The sequence below is a fragment of the Streptomyces sp. NPDC031445 genome, assembly GCF_055581365.1.
Map to the genome: position 1 here is coordinate 49,515 of NZ_JBVIJO010000022.1, position 16,685 is coordinate 66,199.

20 protein-coding genes are annotated in these 16,685 nt (G+C 69.5%); 7 read left to right on the forward strand and 13 right to left on the reverse strand.

The window, feature by feature from the left end:
• Positions 1-68: 68 nt before the first annotated feature.
• The 4 genes from ACZ5DC_RS37860 to ACZ5DC_RS37875 form a co-directional block, all read right to left on the reverse strand.
• Entirely contained in the window at positions 69-1,328 is a 1,260-nt protein-coding gene (locus ACZ5DC_RS37860) for a lanthionine synthetase C family protein (protein ID WP_468660575.1), read from the reverse strand.
• Complete coding sequence (locus tag ACZ5DC_RS37865; protein WP_468660577.1) at positions 1,325-4,462, reverse strand: lantibiotic dehydratase; 3,138 nt, start codon at positions 4,460-4,462, stop codon at positions 1,325-1,327. The genes ACZ5DC_RS37860 and ACZ5DC_RS37865 overlap by 4 nt, the downstream gene beginning before the upstream one ends.
• 69 nt (positions 4,463-4,531) lie before the next feature.
• Complete coding sequence (locus ACZ5DC_RS37870) at positions 4,532-4,663, reverse strand: hypothetical protein (protein WP_468660579.1); 132 nt, start codon at positions 4,661-4,663, stop codon at positions 4,532-4,534.
• 361 nt (positions 4,664-5,024) lie between these two features.
• On the reverse strand, positions 5,025-5,798 hold the full coding sequence (locus tag ACZ5DC_RS37875; RefSeq protein ID WP_468660581.1) for an ATP-dependent DNA ligase: 774 nt from the start codon (positions 5,796-5,798) through the stop codon (positions 5,025-5,027).
• Between the two features lie 131 nt (positions 5,799-5,929).
• Here ACZ5DC_RS37875 and ACZ5DC_RS37880 point away from each other — a divergent pair, with 131 nt between their 5' ends.
• Complete coding sequence (locus tag ACZ5DC_RS37880; protein WP_468660583.1) at positions 5,930-6,382, forward strand: hypothetical protein; 453 nt, start codon at positions 5,930-5,932, stop codon at positions 6,380-6,382.
• On the opposite strand, the gene ACZ5DC_RS37885 is transcribed toward ACZ5DC_RS37880, so the two are convergent.
• The 3 genes from ACZ5DC_RS37885 to ACZ5DC_RS37895 all read right to left on the reverse strand — a co-directional run bounded on the left by ACZ5DC_RS37885 (position 6,342) and on the right by ACZ5DC_RS37895 (position 7,953).
• Positions 6,342-6,719: a hypothetical protein gene (locus ACZ5DC_RS37885; RefSeq protein ID WP_468660585.1), complete on the reverse strand. Its 378-nt coding sequence runs from the start codon at positions 6,717-6,719 to the stop codon at positions 6,342-6,344. The two genes, ACZ5DC_RS37880 and ACZ5DC_RS37885, sit on opposite strands and share 41 nt — an antisense overlap.
• The gene (locus tag ACZ5DC_RS37890) at positions 6,716-7,081 is read right to left on the reverse strand and encodes a hypothetical protein (RefSeq protein WP_468660587.1); all 366 of its coding nucleotides are present in this window, start codon (positions 7,079-7,081) and stop codon (positions 6,716-6,718) included. Before ACZ5DC_RS37890 ends, ACZ5DC_RS37885 begins: the two co-directional genes overlap by 4 nt.
• A gap of 281 nt (positions 7,082-7,362) precedes the next feature.
• The gene (locus ACZ5DC_RS37895; protein ID WP_468660589.1) at positions 7,363-7,953 is read right to left on the reverse strand and encodes an RNA polymerase sigma factor; all 591 of its coding nucleotides are present in this window, start codon (positions 7,951-7,953) and stop codon (positions 7,363-7,365) included.
• Between the two features lie 176 nt (positions 7,954-8,129).
• On the opposite strand from ACZ5DC_RS37895, the gene ACZ5DC_RS37900 reads away from it, so the two are divergent.
• The 5 genes from ACZ5DC_RS37900 to ACZ5DC_RS37920 all read left to right on the forward strand — a co-directional run bounded on the left by ACZ5DC_RS37900 (position 8,130) and on the right by ACZ5DC_RS37920 (position 10,646).
• Positions 8,130-8,618, forward strand: coding sequence for an Asp23/Gls24 family envelope stress response protein (locus ACZ5DC_RS37900; protein WP_468660591.1), 489 nt, complete (start codon positions 8,130-8,132; stop codon positions 8,616-8,618).
• A gap of 76 nt (positions 8,619-8,694) precedes the next feature.
• A complete protein-coding gene (locus tag ACZ5DC_RS37905; protein WP_468660635.1) occupies positions 8,695-8,865 on the forward strand; it encodes a hypothetical protein in 171 nt (56 codons plus the stop codon).
• A 35-nt stretch (positions 8,866-8,900) separates the two neighbouring features.
• Positions 8,901-9,269 (forward strand): Asp23/Gls24 family envelope stress response protein, encoded by a 369-nt coding sequence (locus ACZ5DC_RS37910; RefSeq protein WP_468660593.1) that lies wholly within the window; start codon positions 8,901-8,903, stop codon positions 9,267-9,269.
• A 247-nt stretch (positions 9,270-9,516) separates the two neighbouring features.
• The gene (locus ACZ5DC_RS37915; protein ID WP_468660595.1) at positions 9,517-10,008 is read left to right on the forward strand and encodes a DUF6286 domain-containing protein; all 492 of its coding nucleotides are present in this window, start codon (positions 9,517-9,519) and stop codon (positions 10,006-10,008) included.
• A 29-nt stretch (positions 10,009-10,037) separates the two neighbouring features.
• The gene (locus ACZ5DC_RS37920) at positions 10,038-10,646 is read left to right on the forward strand and encodes an alkaline shock response membrane anchor protein AmaP (protein WP_468660596.1); all 609 of its coding nucleotides are present in this window, start codon (positions 10,038-10,040) and stop codon (positions 10,644-10,646) included.
• Between the two features lie 691 nt (positions 10,647-11,337).
• Here ACZ5DC_RS37920 and ACZ5DC_RS37925 read toward each other — a convergent pair.
• The 4 genes from ACZ5DC_RS37925 to ACZ5DC_RS37940 all read right to left on the reverse strand — a co-directional run bounded on the left by ACZ5DC_RS37925 (position 11,338) and on the right by ACZ5DC_RS37940 (position 14,517).
• Complete coding sequence (locus ACZ5DC_RS37925) at positions 11,338-11,715, reverse strand: STAS domain-containing protein (RefSeq protein WP_468660598.1); 378 nt, start codon at positions 11,713-11,715, stop codon at positions 11,338-11,340.
• A 49-nt stretch (positions 11,716-11,764) separates the two neighbouring features.
• On the reverse strand, positions 11,765-12,283 hold the full coding sequence (locus ACZ5DC_RS37930) for a GNAT family N-acetyltransferase (protein ID WP_468660600.1): 519 nt from the start codon (positions 12,281-12,283) through the stop codon (positions 11,765-11,767).
• Positions 12,284-12,681: 398 nt separating this feature from the next.
• Positions 12,682-13,875 (reverse strand): PP2C family protein-serine/threonine phosphatase, encoded by a 1,194-nt coding sequence (locus tag ACZ5DC_RS37935; protein WP_468660602.1) that lies wholly within the window; start codon positions 13,873-13,875, stop codon positions 12,682-12,684.
• A 129-nt stretch (positions 13,876-14,004) separates the two neighbouring features.
• Positions 14,005-14,517, reverse strand: a complete 513-nt coding sequence (locus tag ACZ5DC_RS37940) for a DUF5994 family protein (RefSeq protein ID WP_468660604.1) — start codon at positions 14,515-14,517, stop codon at positions 14,005-14,007.
• Positions 14,518-14,953: 436 nt separating this feature from the next.
• On the opposite strand from ACZ5DC_RS37940, the gene ACZ5DC_RS37945 reads away from it, so the two are divergent.
• Positions 14,954-15,454, forward strand: coding sequence for a hypothetical protein (locus ACZ5DC_RS37945; RefSeq protein ID WP_468660606.1), 501 nt, complete (start codon positions 14,954-14,956; stop codon positions 15,452-15,454).
• A 45-nt stretch (positions 15,455-15,499) separates the two neighbouring features.
• On the opposite strand, the gene ACZ5DC_RS37950 is transcribed toward ACZ5DC_RS37945, so the two are convergent.
• Positions 15,500-16,078, reverse strand: coding sequence for a hypothetical protein (locus tag ACZ5DC_RS37950; RefSeq protein WP_468660608.1), 579 nt, complete (start codon positions 16,076-16,078; stop codon positions 15,500-15,502).
• A gap of 36 nt (positions 16,079-16,114) precedes the next feature.
• Positions 16,115-16,468 carry a hypothetical protein gene (locus ACZ5DC_RS37955; protein ID WP_468660610.1) on the reverse strand — a complete coding sequence of 118 codons (354 nt, stop codon included), beginning with the start codon at positions 16,466-16,468 and terminating at the stop codon, positions 16,115-16,117.
• Positions 16,469-16,685 lie beyond the last annotated feature (217 nt).

Consider the following 16,685-nt stretch of genomic DNA (forward strand, 5'->3'; position numbering starts at 1 on the left):
GGCGAAGGTATGCGGCTCCGGGGGAGCAGGCGGGGCGTCGTGGGGCCGCCACGTCGGTCCCCTAACGGTCACGCGAGCATGAGAGCCCGGTCCCAGCGCGAGGCCGGGGGGGCGGCGGTTGCAAAGGCATGCAGCGCCAGAGCGACGCCAGCGGCACCCTCCAGGAAGCCGATCCGGTCCTCGTCGGCCGCCGGTCGGGCAGCCCCGTCCTGTCCGCACGAACCCATGGAGTCGGCAGCCTCCAGGACTCGCTCCACGATGCCGGGGAGCGCAGCGCTGAGCTCCTCGTCCGAGCTTTCGAAAGCTGTGAGCCACGCGGCATGAAGCAGGCCGGCCCAGCCATGGCACAGTCCGGCCGACTTGGGCTCCGGCACAGGATCAGCGACCATGGATCTGAAGACGGTGAGAGCCTGTGCCTGCCAGTCGTCCACCGAGAGTGCTCGCCCCGCGAGATAGAGGGCTCGTGCAACTCCCGGTGTGCCGTGGCACCATGAGTGCCGGGGTGGCAGTGAGCTGCCGTCCGCGCCGACTTCCGCGGGCCAGAGCCCGCAGGAGGCACCGGGGAGGCGGCGGTCGAGCAACCAGCCCGCAAGGGTGTGTATCGCCGTGTCCATCCCGCTAGTCCGCTTCCCCTGTTCCCAGGCCAGCGCGAGGAGTGCCAGCGGCCCGGCGACGCCGTGCGCCATCCCGATGCGGACGCGCCACTGTTGGGAGGGTGAGGGGGTGCGGGCTGTGGACGACACGAGTGCCCGCCGGTCGGGCGCGGTCGCGTGTCCGGCTCCGAACGGTCGGGTCAGTGCCACGAGCGACTCGAGCACAGGGTGGAGCAGATCCTCCCGATGCGGGGCCGCCCACAGCAGGTGACCGCCCAGTCCTGCGAGGCCCGATACCACGTCGTGTTCCTCGGCCGGCATACGGCCGCCGTCGGTCGCACGCGAGCTCGACACTGCGGCGACCCTCGCCTGGATCAACTCAGCGACCTTGTCATCGATGCGGGAGAGTGCCTTCGCGTAGTCGCCCGGCTGCCATACAGCGCGGTGCACGGCGAAGGAGAGGGCAGGCGCACCGTAGAAGAGGCCACGAGTGTCGCTCATGCCACCCGCCTGGGAGGCCTTCCTCAGCCAGGCGTGCGCAACCGACCGGTACCGCCGATCACTGTGCGCCAGTTCACAGTAGAGCAACGCCATGCCGGCGTGACCGCTGCCGAGGCTGGCGGGCTCCTGGGCGACGGATGGCTGGGTCCGTCCCATCGCCGCTGTGGCCTCCGGGTCTGCGAACCGCGCGGCGACAGCTGTCACGGCCTGCGCGGCGCGCTCTCGTGGTGTCATTTCGCCTCGCCCCCGATGTGGCGCCGTGTGCGAGCCGCGTCCTGGGCCATCCACAAGGCCTGCCTTTCCCGCTGCGGATCGATTCCGACCAGGCGGTTGTGATGCATGTGAAGAAGCGAGGCGAGGGCGTCCTGGGGACCGACTGCCGAAACGTGTCCCAGTTCCCGCAGCGTGCGTCCATAGTGCTCGACCGCCGTCGCCCGGCGGTGCCAGATGTCGTCCAGCTCCGGGCCGGCCGGCAGGCCCGACGCAGGACGTTGAGCCAGGGCGGACCCGATGACCTCTCGAGCCTCCCTGCGCTGGATCGGGTCGAGTTGGGGGCGGGCTCCCGGGACACGCGCGTTCAGCAGCCAGGCCAGCCCTGCTTCCTGGCCGAGGAGACGGCAGGCGAGGTCGGCATAGTTGGCTGCCGCGAGGACCGTCGGGTCGATGCGCAGGACGCGTCGGCCGAGCAAAGACCGCTGTTCCAAACAGGCCTGGCTGTCCGCCTGGAATGCGGCTTCGGCGGGGGCGATGGCGTGCTCACCGCCATAGCGTTCGTATTCCGGATCGTAGGTGTCCAGGGTGAGTCGCCCGCCGAGGCCGGCCCTGGCCAACCCGTTTGCCCAGGAGCCGAGCGCCGGCAGGAGCCGACCAGTCAGAGTTTCCGGTTCGCCGTGGAAGCGGAGGCGCAGATGGGCGGCGTCGTCGCGATACCGGATGAAGAACCAGCGGTCCACGGCACCGGGGAGAACATCCAGGAGTGTGTGCAGTCTCTCGGCGATGATTTCGTCGAGCTGCTCCTCAGGGCAGTACACCTTCGCGTACAGCCATTCGGAACCGGGGGCGAAGACCTTGCGTTCGTCCGGTGCGGGGCGAGTGAGCAGTGGCGGTGCAGCCGATCGGGGCTGGGCCGACGCGTCCGGGGTCAGGGAGAAGCCGAGCTCGTTGACGTGGCCGGCGCCGCCGGAGCCTCCCGACGACAGCCAGCCTGTGCCGTACTCACCTCCTGCGGGCATCTCCATGAGGTACGAGTGGGGCTCACGCACCAGTTCGTTTCGTAGCACATCGAGATGGGACGCCGATCGCAGGTCGAGTGCGATCCGCTGATCACCGACGACGACCTGCACACTGTCCGGCACGTTCCACTGCTCGCGCCACCGCTCGAAGGCTCTGCGCCAATCGGCCGGCGACGCCTTCACCGACCGCAGTTTGGGCTCGTTGGGTGTCCATTGCGCAGAGGACAGGATCACGCGGCCGTACCGTACGCGGGGCAGGTAGGGAAGCGATTCCGCGACCCCCCAACTCCATCCCGGCTGGGTGTCGCTGCTGTGCGCGATGTCCAGCAGCAGCCGGGCCGCATTGGGCGCGTAGTTTTCGACGGTCAGTGCATGTGGCAAGACCGCGACGACTTCCTCTCCCGAACGCACCGAGACAACGGCCATGCGGTCTGAGTCCGCCACCACAGCCAGATCCGACATGCCCAGGACATCGTCCCGGCGGCGTTCGGCGAAGGTGCCGAACGAGACGACATGATCGGTCCAGACGGGCACCTGCGCCACGTTCGCGGCGCGAACATGGCGAGCAGGGAACAGCAACTGCGCGCGAACGGCGTCGGGATTGGCGGCGGGAAGTTCCCTGACCGTCGCGCCGATGCGCTCACCGGCGTCACCCAGCAGGCGAGCGAAGCGTCCGGCGATTGCCCCCGCTCCTGATCGGCCGCCGCACATCACCAGACGGAAGTATCCTTGTGCCGCGCCCTCCAGCGAATCCGCCATCAGATGGGCGAGGACGTCGAACGACGCGGGTGGCGTGCCAAGAGAGGCTAGATATTCCACCATGGTGCGATCGAGTTCGACCTCGCGGGCCCGGTCGAACGCTGCCGCGTAAGCCAGCGAAAGCATTCTCTGGTCGTAGTCCGTGGTCGGCGTCGAGCTGCCCCGCAGCCGGCGCGGGCTCGCGGGCATTTTGTAACCCGCCGGAGCGCCGAGGCCGCTGGCAGGGTTGAGCAGCTCGCGCAGGGGCACGACGCGTCCCTCTCCGTACCGCTCCAGGAAGTCCGCGTGGTACTCGTCAAGGGCCGACTTCGAACGGCCGAAGGGCGTGCACAGCAGCCTTGCCGCTCGCTCGATCTCCGTTCGTACGATCTCGGGCAGCCGGGCTTCGACGTCGAGGGCGAGGTCCACGTGTACCATCCGGTCGGTGGCCTTGAGTCCGGACATCCGCTCGGTGAGCCGCATCAGACTGTCTCGTCCTTCGCCCACAGCAGCTGACTGGTACTCGGCAAGGCCACGACGTACGGCGGTCAGCTCCTCCACCACGCCGCGGACTTCCGGCGAGAAATGGTCTACGTGCTCGGTCAGTAGCTCGAGAACGTGGGTTAGAGCGTCCGGCGAGCCTGCTGGCGGGTGCAGTTCGGAGAGCAGGAACCCGGCTCTCACCATGTCCGTCAGAAACTTGGTCAGGACCTTTTCGGAAACTCCAGGATACTCGGCTGAGAGTGCCTTCTCGAGATCCGCGTACATCACTGGATGCTCGGCTTCGGCCAACACGAACTCGGTCACCGGAGTCCGCCGTACTGAAGTCTCCCGCGAGCCGCGTTCGGCTGCGGTGTTCAGTGGATAAGGCATGACTACTCGATTGCCCCGGACGAAGGAGAGATCGTTCGCCACCACACGCAGCCTCCGCAGTACCTCCGTTCGGAGTTCAAGCCCCACGACGACTTCGAAGAGCCATTCCATGTCGACCCGCGCGGATTTCGTGTGCGCCGACCCAAGGTCGACGCGTGGCGCCGGCCCGAACGTGGCGGAGCCGACTCCGGCGAAGATACCGAACGGTGTGGCCCGACTCGCCATGCGCAGACGGTAGCGGTCGACCGCGCGCGCTGCTCGGCGGACCTTTTCCGCCGGGAACCGTCCGGTAGCCAGCGCATCATCGATCGCCCTGCTGAGCGTGGGAGTGGCGACCGCCAACGCCTCCCGCAGGAGCGGGTCCTGCGCTACCGTCTGCAGTACCTCCGCCCCTGTTTCGTCAGTGCGGACGGGCAAATGCAACTCGCTGTTTTCACGGAACTCGACGCCAGGCCGGATTGCGGCTCTCAGTAGAACGACGTCAGAACATCGATACGTTCGGTCGTGTCCGGCCGGTGCAGACATGCGCATATCCCTTACCCAGCCGACTGGCCAACTCAATTACGGCAGGCCAGTCGGCCGGTGCTACTTACATCAGATGATGTGGCACTTCGGCAGGCTGCTGTAGGTCGGGCCTGCGACGCTCATGGCCGAGGCGGTCGAGTTATCCGCCTCCTCGAGCTCCACGACGTCCAGCTCGAAAGCCTGCTCCATGCTGTTGTCCATTGTGACTCCCTTCATCATTCGGCACACCCCCCACCTCGGGCCGCACGGAAGACGACCGAGTGCGCGGTGGCCACTTGAGCAATGATTGCTTGGACAAGTAGATCACATGCATTCGTCGTTGTGCCAAACGAGCCCGGACGCCGGACCTGCGGTAGGCAGCAGCGTTTACCCCGGTGCCGGCGCTGTCACGTGGATGTGTGTGCACGCGCCTGACGGCAGTTCGGGTTGACTGACCCGGATTTTGTAGCGGCCCGGAAGCCAGGCGTGATCGCCTCGGCAGATGGGCGAACACAGGTCCGATGTCTGCCCCACGGAAGTACCCCGACGAACTGTGTGAGCGAGCGATCCGTGAGGTTCGGACCTAGGGCCGTCCGGTCGCGCACGTCGCCCGGGATGGGGGCATCCAAAGCAAGCCCTGCGGCAATGGGTCCGCCAGGCCGAGGCCGATCAGGGCCACCGGACCGACCTGCTCAGCACGGCCGAGAAGAACGTAATCGCCAACTCCGCAAAGAAAACGCCGAGTTGCCTCGCTCGTCTCGCGGATCTTGTATTTCTGCCAGCCCCTCACCGATGGGCGGTAGGCGTCGTTGAGCCTCTTGAAGACCACTCCCTCCATCCCGACCGACGCCCACGTCAGCCACTCGCGCACGACGTCGGCCTCGGTGGTCGACGGACACAGCGTCCACGGCGCCGACAGCTTTCGGGCGGCGAACACGGACTCCAGCGCGGCCCTGCGCCGCCGGTACGGCCAGGAGGTGGTGTCCGTCCCGGACAGCCGCAGCAGATCGAACGCGACGAAGTGGGCCGGCCACTCGCCAGCCGCCCGGGCCGCCCCGGCGCCGCGCCGCTGAAGTCGGTTCTGCAGCCGATCGAACGCGAGGCGGCCCGCGGCGTCCCATACGACCAGCTCGCCGTCCAACGAGGTCGCGTTCGGCAGCTGCACGGCCCCGGCCACGACCTCTGGAAATGACGGCCCCATCTCGGTGCCGCGCCTGGAGCGCAGCACCACCTGGCCCGCGGCGACGGAGACGAGAGCCCGAAATCCGTCCCACTTCGGCTCCGCAGCACAGCCAGGCCGCAGATCAGGCACGGACACAGGGGTGGTCAGCATTGGCTCCGGCAGCGTCCATGTCACCTCCCATCCCTCCACCCGCACGGTCCGCCACCCGAGTGACTGCGCATAGCCCGGCGAGCGACGTACAACTCCGCTCGCCAACGACACGAGGGCCCCGGCCGCATTCCCAAAGCGTGGGCATACTGCTGGCCATGACGACTCCGCTCCTTACCCGCGTATACGTGATGACCGTCGCGGTGCTGGTGTCCGTGGTGGGCAGCGGAGCCTGCTTCGGCTTCGTCCTGGACGGTTGGGTGGGCGCCGTGGTGGGCGCGACTACCACCAGCCTGGGCGCGGGATTCGGCATGCTTGTCCGCCCTCGGCCCGCGGTGACTTCCGTCCAGGCCGTCAGCGGCGACGGCTATGCGGAAGGGATCGCCGACACGGTCCTGTTGAGCATCGCGATGTACGAGGCAGCGGTCTTCCCACTGACCCCTGACGGGGCCAGCGACGAGGAGCAGGAGGCCCGTCGCACCGTCGCGTACCGGCTCTCCGCCTACGACGGCCTGCCTCGCATCCGAGGTCAGCGAAGTGCACGCTGGCACAGGGAAAGCGCAGCCGGTCTCATGCCCTGTCGTACCAGATGGCGATACGGGTCACGGTGACTGTGACGGTGACCCGCTCGGCGGCATCAAGGGCGGCGAGGTGGGAGGTGACGGCGGTCGCCACGTGGTCGTGGATGTCCTGGGCGACGTCCAGCGCCCGCCGGCCCTCGGCCAGGACGCAGCAGACCTCGATGTGCCATCCCGATCCATCGGGTGCTCGGTCGGCGCGGATACCCGCCTCGGGCGATGTGTGAGAGGGCGCGGCGTCCGTCGGGGTGGGGGCGGCGGCTGCCGCGAGGCGGCGGGAGAGACGGGGATGCAGGCCCCTTACGCCGGGAACCGTAAGGGCCGCTTCGGCCGCGACGCCGAGGAGGGTGGTCGTGCGGTTGACGGTCATGGTGGACCACCGCCCGGCGGGAGGAGCGGCTCCGGTTCCAGGATGTCGGCCACGGTGATGTCCACGGCCGTCACGGAAAGACCCAGGTCCTGTACGGCCGCGCGGAGGACGCATCGGCGCACCTGGTGGACCCGGTCGGGCAGCGGGGCGTCGAGGGCGGCGGCCAGGGTCATGGTCACCCGCACGTCGGTGCCTTCGCCCTCGGGTGTGAGCCGGCAGGTTGCGGCCCTGGCACCGGGGACCGTGTCCGCGGCCTGCCGCAGTACCTTCGCCGCAGCGCTCTCGGAGATCCGCAGGCCCCGGTCGGGGTCGGCCAGAGGCAGCAGCCGCCCGAGCCGTACTTCTGCTCTGACGATGTTCATGACGCGGTCGGCGAGTGCGTGGAGGCCGGGAGCGTCGTCGCACAGCGCCCGGGTGGCCGCGTTTAGCGTGGCCAGTCCCTTGACGGCCTCGCCGCAGTGGGGACATGAGAGGGTGTGCGGGTCCGCGGTGGGTGCCGCGTCCCGGGCCTGTTCCCATGCCCGGCTGAGCAGTCGGCCGCAGGGCAGTACCTCATCACCTGCGAACGGGGGGAGGCCGGCGGCTGGGCCGGTATGGGGCCCGTCGGCTCCGGAGGGTTCGGAGGGCCGCGTGTGCGGGTCGTCTAGCGCCATGGGCGCATCGCCTCCTGCAGGGATCGGCGTGCCCTGAACAGTCTGCCCCGCACCGTCTGTTCGCTGCTCCGCGTCACGTGGGCGATCTCCTTGTAGGTCAGGCCCTGCACTTCTCTCAGGATCCAGCAGAGCCGCTGGTCGGCGTCCAGTTCGGCGAGCGCGTGAGACAGGGCGGAGGTGGCCGCCTGCTGCTCGGCGGACCGGGTGGGCTGGCTCCAGGCGTCTTGCGCCGCGGGCTCGACGACGGTCTCCAAAGGGACGGGCGGCGGTCGGCGCCGGCGCATGGTCAGGCAGCGGTTGACGGTGATCCGGTACATCCAGGTACGGAACTCCGCGCTGTGACGGTATTCCGGAAGTCGCCGCCAGGCGCTGACGAAGGCGTCCTGAACCGCTTCCTCGGCGTCCTGCGTGTTGCCGACCATGCAGCGGGCCAGGGAAAGAAGGGCTCGGCCATGCCGCTGGACGAGGACAGCGAAGGAGTCCTCGTCCCCCTCGGCCGCCCGTACGGCCAGCAGCCGGTCCGGCAGGTCGCGTTCCGAGAGGCCGCGGTTCGGCGGTGGGGGTACAGCGGGTTCGATCATGGCGCCCCCGCACGAGGCTCGGACCGTCCGGGTACCCAGGAGGTCATTGCGACGCACGTCATGCGCAACGTGTGTGAGATATCCGCCGCGGGGGCGTGAGACATCCGCCGCCCCGCACGTCCAACCTTGTGACGGGCGCTACACCGGTGTCCGACCTATCGATTGAGGCGACCGCCATGACGGAGCACACCACCAGCGGCGGCGGGGGCAACCGGACGGACGCGAGCGTGAGCGCGCTGAAGGGCCGTACCGGGGCCGGGGCTCCGGCCGAGACGCGGGGGAAGACCACCATCGCGGACGGCGTGGTGGCCAAGATCGCGGGCATGGCCGCCCGCGAGGTACCGGGCATCTTCAACCTGGGAGCGGGCATGGCCCGCGCTCTCGGCGCCATGCGGGAACGCGTCCCCGGCGGAGGCGGCGTCGGAGCCGTCACGCGCGGAGTGAAGGTCGAGGTCGGCGAGCGCCAGACGGCGGTGGACCTGGACGTCGTCGTCGAGTACGGCGTCTCCATCGTGGACGTCGCCGGCGACGTACGCACCAACGTCATCGGTGCCGTGGAGCGGATGACGGGACTGGAGGTCGTCGAGGTGAACATCGCCGTCGACGACGTCCACCTCCCTGACGAGGAAGAACAGGCCGAGCCGGACGAGGGCCGCGTGAGGTGATCCACCACCGCGCCCCGTGCGGCGCGGGTGATCGCGCGGACGGCGGCGTACGTACGTCCGCGAGAGGGGTGAGTGCATGATGAACGCAGCAATGACGGGCCTCGTGGCCGGCATGGCCCTGGGCTTCGCCGGTTTCTTCGGTGGCTTCTGGGCTTTTTTGCTGGTTCTCTTCCTGGGTGCGGCGGGGCTGATCGTCGGCCTCGTCGTGCAGGGCGACCTCGACATCCGCACCCGGAGGCAGCGGTGAAGAGCGGGCCAGGTTCCCCCGGCCAGGATTCCGCCTTGCCGGCGCGGACCACCGGCTTGCCGGCCCCTGCCGAGCGGGGCGCCACCGTCATCCCGGACCGGGTGGTCGCCCGTATCGCCGCCCATGCCGCACACACGGCGCAGTCCCGGCACGCCGCCGTACCGCCCGACCGGGGCAGCCCGGAGGTACCCAGCGTCGCCGCCGCCGTCCGTCTCGGTTCGGTGCGCCTGCACCTGACCATGGACCTGCCCTACCCCACCGACATCCCCCGGGTGTGCGAGCGCATCCAGCAGGACGTCGCCGAGAAAGTGGCCCAGCTGACCGGCCTGCGGGTAAGCGAGGTTCTTCTCACCGTCCGGCGGCTGGTGACCGTCGCCGACACGAGCCGGGGGCGGGTCCGGTGAGCGGCCACGCAGCTCGGTCCGCCGCGCACGCCATGCAGGAAGGGGCACCGCTATGACACCCGACCCCGGCCCTTCCGGCCGCGACCCCACGCAGTCCGCAGCACCTGCCACGGTGCCGCTGACCAAGGAGCCCGAACTACCCGAACGTGACGCGCCCGGCCCGGACCTCACATCCGGTGGGCGCGACGCAGGGCGCCGGTCCCACCGGCCGTGGTCCGCGCGCCGGATCCCGGCCGCGCTGGTTGCCTTGCTGATCCTCGTCGCGGCGGTTGCGGTGCTGGTCGACGTCATCGCCGTACGAGCGGGACGCCCCGCGGCGGCCTGGCGACGGCACCTGGCCGACGAACTGGCCACCCGCCCCGTGAACGACGTGTGGATGCTCACGGGAGCCGCCGTGGCCGCTGCCGTCGGCGTCTGTCTGATCGTCCTGGCCCTCACCCCCGGGCTACGCCGCCGGCTGCCCCAGCGCTGCCCCACCGGCTGCCCCCGGCTGCGGGCATCCCTGGACCGCGACGGCGCCGCCAGCCTGCTGCGTGACGCCGCGCTGCGGGTCCCCGGAGTCGGTGCAGCACGCATCCGGGTGCGCCGTCACCGCATCAAAGCGCGCGCGGACGTCCGCTTCCGTGACCCCCGGCAGGTGAAGGACGACCTCACCGCCGTCCTCGACGAGGAACGCGACCGGCTGGCCCTCGCCCGTTCTCCCCGCATCGTCGTACGGGTGCGCCAACACACCGGCTGACCCACAACCGCAGCACCGGGGAGTCCGCTATGACGTCGCGATCCGCACTCAACCGCACTCTGCTGGCCCTCGCCGGCCTGCTCCTGCTCGGCGGCGCACTGCTGATCCTCTTCGCCGGGTTCGACCTCTACCGGCGACACGATCTGATCCCGCCCTCGGGCTGGCCCCTGATGACCCCGGACGACGTCCTGCTCGGCTCCGCCGACCGGGCCCGCTGGAGCGGCCAGGGCTGGTGGTGGTGGCCCGCGGTCATCGCCGCCCTCGCCCTCGCCGCCCTGCTCGCCCTGTGGTGGCTGCTCACCCAGCTGAGCCGACGCCGGCCCGGAGGGCTGCCCGTCGGAGGCACACCACCGCAGCAGGGCGTCGAACTGCGCGACCGCGCGCTCAGCGACGCGATCGCGGCCGAAACCAGTGCCCTGCCGGGTGTCGAGCGTGCGGCCGTACGCATCACCGGCCGGCCCGCCCACCCCCGCGCCCACGTCACGCTCACCCTCGCCCCTGACGGCGTGCCCAGTGCCACGCTCGACGCCCTTTGCGAAGGCCCGCTCAGCACGGCTCGTCGCTCTACCGGCCTTCCAGGGATGTCTACCGATGTCCGCCTCAGGGTTGCCCACCACAAGCCACATCGCGTGGAGTAACAAGGAGACCGTGCATCCCCGTCTACCAACGGCTGGATGTGCTGTCCGGCTACCGCTGCCTCCCCTCGCGGCCCCGCTGTCCGGCCGCCGACAGGGCGGGGCCGGCCGCGAACGGCCGCAGTGGCCGGCAGCCCTCTGCCCGGGTGGCCGAGGCTGCCGGCGGGTGCAGGAGCATTATCGCAGTCGGGGAGCGCCCCAACAGAGCACCGCCACCCTGACAGCAGGCGGGGGACGGTGTACCTGGTGCCCCTTGTCGACGGTGAGCCAATTCCCCATCACGAACGTCACGTAATGGGCCAGGGGGACGCTGACGTCGCCGGCCTCGGGGACGTGGGGACGGTGACCGTGCGCCGAGATCCCCAGGGCGCCAGAGGTTCCCGGGCCGCCCGATGGCCAGGCCGTCGTTCAGGCTGGTCAGGGCTGTCCAGGGTGGCCGCAAGGCCAGCGCGGAGCGCCGTCGGAGCGCCGTCGAAGGCGCCCTTGACTGACCGGACCAGCCGCACACTCAGCCGTCGGGCGGCCCGTCACGGCCTCTGCCCAGGTGGGGAATTACTTGACGCTGATCATGAAGATCCTGGGGAATTACATGACCGCTGACACCTCTTGCGCGGTGGCGGGCCACAGACCCGTCACCGCCCCCCTTTGTCGCCTCTGCCACGAGGACGCCTCGGACAGGCTCTGTCAGGGTCGGTCAGCCGCTCAGGGCCTGCTCGACGCTTGGGTGACAGGTGATGAGGGCGTCGATGCCGACCAGTTCCACAATGCGCAGGACGGGCTGCTGGGCGCCGGCGATCCGTACCCACCCTTGTGCCTCGCTGACCTGCTGATGGCAGGCGACGAAGATGTTGATGCCGCTGGAGTCCATGAAGGTGACCTGGTGCATGTCGACCACGATGCGGGGGCGTGGGGTGTCGGAGGCGTCGAGGGCCTGGCGGAGGGGGTCGCCGGTGTGGTGGTCGATCTCCCCCGTCAGGGTCACCACGCGAATGCCGTCAATGGTGGTGGTCGCGACCGACAGCTGACCGGCCTGCCCAGCGTGTGGGGTGCCCGTCATCTCTACCTCAGACATGCCGGTGATCCTGACACGAGTAATAGTCAGGACCCGTGGATCGGTGAAGTCATCGTCTGATGCTCCGGTGCCATCGGATCTCGCCTTCATGCCATTCGTCGGTGGGTGTGAGCCCGGCGGCAGTGGCGACGGCAGCGGATGCCCGATGCTCGGGGTGGATGTGCGCGATGACGGTGTGCACCGGCTGTTGGCCGAGCCAGAGGACGAGTTTCCGGGCCGCTTCGGTGGCGATGCCTCTTCCCTGCCACGGAGTCCCCACGACCCAGGCGATCTCGGCGATGGTGCCGTGGCCGGAGGGACTGACCGTCGCCTGGACGGTGCCCGTCAGGCAGGACTCATCACGGAGCCTGATCACCCAGTTCAGCCAGGACACGGCCGGATCGGGAGAGCCTGCGGTCATGCGCTGGTAGCGCGAGCGCAGGGCTTGCGGGGTCTCCGGAGTGCCGCCGATGAAGGTGTGCAGGGCCGGGTCGGACAGCACCGTGGCCATCTCCTCGGCGTGCTCGATGTGCAGCGGCAGCAGGTCCAGCCTGCCGGTGCTGATGGCCTGGGCCGCGAGGGTACTCACGCCGCGACCGTCGTGGGTCGTTCGACGAGCTGGCCTCGTTCGAAGCGGGCTCCGGCGCGGACGAGGGCGACGAGGTGGGGCGCGTTCACGGCCTGATCATCATCGACCGCTCCGGAGACGTGAAGCTCGCCACCGTCGGGGCGCTCATCGCCGGGGACGAAGTCGTCGGCTGCACCAAGTCTCAGGAGAAGGAAGCCCGGGGGACTCACTGAGGGGCCACCTGTGCCGCGGCCCGGGTGGCATCCTTCGCCGGGGACGACCCGGCGTGGAAGCCGGTGTGCGAGATGCCCTTGGTACCGCCCACACTACTCCGCGTTCACCGACGGCGAGGGGCAGTAGCCGCACGGATGTGCGGTACCCGCCGCCGTGCAACGGTGACGGACGGTGGGGACGAGAGGTCAGCCGCGCCACTCCACCATGAGCAGCGTCGCGTCGTCGCTGGTCTGTCCGCCCCGCGCCCGTTTGAGTGTGTGGGACAGGGAGCGCGTCACCGCCCGGATGCCGCGGCCGGTCCTCTCCAGATGGTTCACACAGTCGATCAGCTGGTCCTCCCCGAACTCCTCCCCGCCGCTCCTGTGTTCCTCGACCACTCCGTCGGTGAAGCAGAGGACTCGGTCCCCGCGCACCAGCCCCAGTTCACTCACCCGAGGCTCCGAACCGCCCAGACCGACGGGAAGGGTCGTCGGGCCGACCAGACGCTGTGCGACGCGGTGGTCGCGGACGAGGATCGGCGGCGGGTGTCCTGCGTTGACCCACTGCACCCGTCCCGTCGTCGTGTCCAGCTGCATCATCTGCGCGGTGACGAAATGCTCGGGACCGAACTGCTCGGCCACTGCGCGGTCCATGAACGCGTAGATCCCCGACAGTCCGATGCCGGCGCGGCGGGCGTGGCGGTAGGCGCCGATGGCCACGGTGGCCATCGTGGCCGCGTCCAGTCCGTGCCCCATGGCGTCGATCATGACCACGTGGAGGACGTCGCCGTTCAGCGCGTAGTCGAAGCTGTCGCCGCCCACGTCGTAGGCGGGTTCCAGGATCCCGGCCACGGCGACCCGAGGCATGATCATCGCCAGCGGCGGCAGCAGGGACCACTGGACCTCCGCCGCGACGCTCATCCCCTCATCGCGTCGGACGTCGAAGAACAGGTCGGAATAGCCGTGCTTGGTCACCAGAAGGTCGGCCACCAGGCCGGAGATTCTGAGCAGCAGGCGGCGGTCGTCGTCGTCGACGCTGTCCAGCGTCACCGCCATGACCCCCACCTGGTCACCGCCATCCAGCAGGGGCAGATGGACCCGGACGCCGTCCTCCTGGGGCACCTCGACAGGGACGGCGTCGAGAAAGCAGCGGCCCGCCTCGGAGTCGTCGATCACCTGGGGTTCCCCGCCGGTGAGTCCCTCACCGGGCAGCGGTACGAGCACCAACTGGCCGTAGTCCTGCAACAGCACCTGCGGACGGCGGCCACCGAGCCGGTCCACCACGTCGGCGACCAGGGGCCCGATGAGATGGGGCGGTAGTTCGTGCGCGCTGTCGAGAATCTTTCCGAGGAGCGCTTCCCCGAGGCTTTCGGACCGGTCCGGGCGCCGTCCTGCCGCCATCCCCTCACCTTCCGCGGTCACGCTTCGGGCGGATGCGGGCCGGCATGACAACGGATCTGTCGGTGCCATGGCTCCATCATGCGGTCGTGGTTGCCCGGCCCGCCGGTCGGGCGGAGCCGGCCGGGCTGTTCACCTGGGTCCCGCTCCTCCTTCCGACTCCCATGCGTCCTGTCCATCGAGGCCGCTCTCGGCGAGTGCCAGCAGGCGCGGAGCCGACAGTGGGTTCGCGGGGTCGGCGGCAGCGGTCAGCAGCCGGGTGGCCACTCGGGCCGGCTCGTCCGGGGGGATCACCAGCAGTTCCCAGCGCCCCACGGTGCCGCAGTCCACGGTGATGGCATGCGCCTCGGCGGCGGAATCAGTCAGCACCACCTCGATCACGTGGCCGGGTGCCATCACCTCCTGCGGGGCATCGGGCCAAGCGGCCGTCCCCACGGTCACGCGGGTGATGGTGCCGATACCCGGATCCAAGGAGCCGACCAGTACGGGCAGCTCCAGTTCCAGTGCATCGCAGCGCGGCCACCATGCGCCGTCCAGCGGGCCATGGCTGACGTCCGGCGTGAGGCGCAGCCGGGGCAAGCGCATGCGGTAGGAGTGTCCGTCACCTGGCGCCGTAGCCTCGGCAGGCTTTGTGATGGCGTTCATCGTGCGATCCCGTTCCGGGCCGTGCGGTTTCCGGCTGCCCGTGTCGTGTCACTCGCCGGGAACGGCGCGGTCGTCATAGTGCGCCCGGAAGTTCTCGGTATGTCTCAGATTACTCCCGGCTGTGGCAGGCGGTGTGGCGCGCAGCCATCGCACTGCCGCATCACCGGCGTGCCAAGGGCTGTCCTTCGGCGGACAATGGCGCGCAGCCGGTGATCTGCCGGTCCCCAATCGGTGAAGAGGTCGGGAGGCGCTGGGTGCGAGAAAACGTAGCGGGCGAGGTCGCGCTGCCGTTCCGGCTCACCAACGTCCCGTGGCTTGTCGGTCCGCGTCACCTCACCGGGCAGGTGTTTCCCAGAGGTCAGCGAAGTGCACGCTGGCGCAGGGAAAGCGCAGCCGGTCTCATGCCCTGTCGTACCAGGTGGCGACACGGGGCACGGTGGACTCGGCCGCACTGATCGGCATCAGCACCGACGGCCGAGCCATCGCCGTCGACATCGACGCAGCCCCGCACATCCTGGTCTGCAGCGGCACCGGCGGCGGCAGCACGACCATCCTGCGCACCCCCACCGCCCAGTTCCTCCACCAGGGCGCCCACGCCCTGGTCCTCGACCACCCACGCATCGCCCACCTGTGGGCAAAGGACCTGCCCACGCCCTCGGCTCTGAGCTGGAGCGCCGCATCGCCCTCGATGGCGACCTCGACCGGTGTGCCGCGGCTGATGGTCGTGATCGACCGAGCCGACGCCCGTCTGCGGCACCTCACCCGCTACTGGGAGACGTTTCTGCAGAGGGACGATCCGAAGCGCTGCCCGGCCATCGCCGCCCTCGAGGCCGTCCTGTACGCGGGGAGCCGGGCCCGCACGCCCGTACGGGCACCGGGACGTGAATCCACGCGCCTGGAACCCGTTAGGGCTGGGGCCTGCGGCACGCCGGTTTGACCGCTCCACCTGCTGTGAAGGCAACACCTGAAGGCGTTGTTGGGCTCAGCCCTCTGCGGGATGTGAGCGGGTGGGGTTGAGGTCTTCTTGGTGTGTGGCTTTTGCGACTTGCTTGAGGGCTGATGCTGTGGTGGGGTCGCCTACTTTGGCGGGCTGCTCATGTATGTGATGAGGGTGGAAGTGGGAGGGTGCCAGTCTGTCGCCGGCCCCGTAGGGTTCCGGCCCAGCGTCATCGGTTGTTGAGAGAGCTGGAGCCTGGACAGGTTCGGCCGCGCTCGGCCGCTCGGTGCCCTGAGGTGTGTCACCTGCCGCCTGGTGGATCGCGGTGCCCTGAGCCTCCTGCTGCGCGCCCTGTCCGGGGCGTGGCTGGGTGAGCCAGGCGGCGGCCGCGCCGGCGAGCGCTGCTGGCCATTCCACGATTCCGGCCAGAGCGAGTAGTCCGGCGCCGGTGTAGACGGCCATCCGGCGGCCCTGGGGCGAGATCGCTCCGATCCAGTTCAGCGCGGCGTCGGTGATCTCGCTTGCCTGCTCCACTCCGGGTGCGTGGCGCAGCCGTGATGCGATGTCCCGCATGTCCCGCACGGGCTGGAGGAGTTCTGGCGGTTTTGTGGTGGCCTGGCTCATGTCGAACGCTCCGTACGTCATGGCGCGGTGGGTGTGTCAGGGGCTGGTGGGCTTGTCGACGGGGACGGCCTGTCGCGGTGTCTGGGGTGCTGGTTGCGAGGGTGGGAGCGTTCCTCCGCGGCGCAGGATGGCGTAGCCGATGCCGATGGCGGCGGCGACGGGCCATTCGAGGGTGCCTGCCAGGGCGAGGGCGCCGAGTCCGGCGTAGAGGGGGAGTCCGCCTTTGGCGGGGAGGATGCGCTGTGCGGCGGTGACGGGAAGGGTGACCGCTTTTTGTGCGGCGTGGGCGACGTCGTCGAGCGGGATGGTGATCGTGTGCCCGTCGTGGCCGCGTCCGGTGTGCGTGGCATTGGGGTCCGCTGTGGTGGGCTGGGCTGTCGCCTGGGTCATGTGATCACTCCCTCACACTCACTGATTTCCCTAGGCTATGTCTGTTTCGTACAGATTTCAGAGTCTTGATCGGTGGTGCCGGTGGCTACAGGTACCGGGACAGCCGTGTGCGCCGGGCTTTGAGTGAGGGAGTCGCGCCGATGTTGCGTGCTGGTGTGGTGACGTCGCTGGCCGCTGGCTTGCGGCGGAGGCTTCTTCGCTGGTGGCTGCGTCTGCC